The sequence below is a fragment of the Caballeronia sp. M23-90 genome (assembly GCF_053574605.1).
The window spans coordinates 1-558 of sequence record NZ_JBSIPA010000963.1 but is presented as its reverse complement, the minus strand read 5'-3'; the positions used below and the strand labels follow the sequence as shown (position 1 = coordinate 558).

2 pseudogenes are annotated in these 558 nt (G+C 58.6%); both read left to right on the top strand.

Annotated elements, in window-relative coordinates:
* Positions 1-36: 36 nt before the first annotated feature.
* Positions 37-393: pseudogene (locus tag ACRXB1_RS37315) on the top strand (membrane-bound PQQ-dependent dehydrogenase, glucose/quinate/shikimate family); the annotation flags it as partial.
* Positions 394-433: 40 nt separating this feature from the next.
* A pseudogene (locus tag ACRXB1_RS37310) lies at positions 434-558 on the top strand (hypothetical protein); the annotation flags it as partial.

Below are 558 nucleotides of genomic sequence, written 5' to 3'. Positions count from 1 at the left end.
TTTTTTTTTTTTTTTAATGATCCGGCGCCCCCCGAGATCTCCCCCCTATCCTACACTCTTCCCCTCCCCGCCGCTCTTCCGACCTGCCCGGCCGGGAGGCGGCCGGGCGATTGGCTCGCCTACGGCAATACGCAAGCTGGAACGCGATATTCGCCGCTCACGCAGATCAACAACAAGAACACGGGCACCTTGAAAGAGGCCTGGACGTTTCGCACCGGCGACATGAAAGGGCCGAACGATCCGGTCGAAATAACCAACGAAGTGACACCGCTGGCAGTCGATGGAACGCTGTTCTTCTGCACGCCGCATCAGATTGCGATCGCGCTGGATGGAGCGACAGGCAAGGAGAAATGGCGTTTCAACCCGGACCTCAAGCCTGATCCCAGCTTCCAGCACGTAACATGCAGAGGCGTTTCCTACCACGAGACGGCCGCCGCATCAGATTGCGATCGCGCTGGATGGAGCGACAGGCAAGGAGAAATGGCGTTTCAACCCGGACCTCAAGCCTGATCCCAGCTTCCAGCACGTAACATGCAGAGGCGTTTCCTACCACGAGAC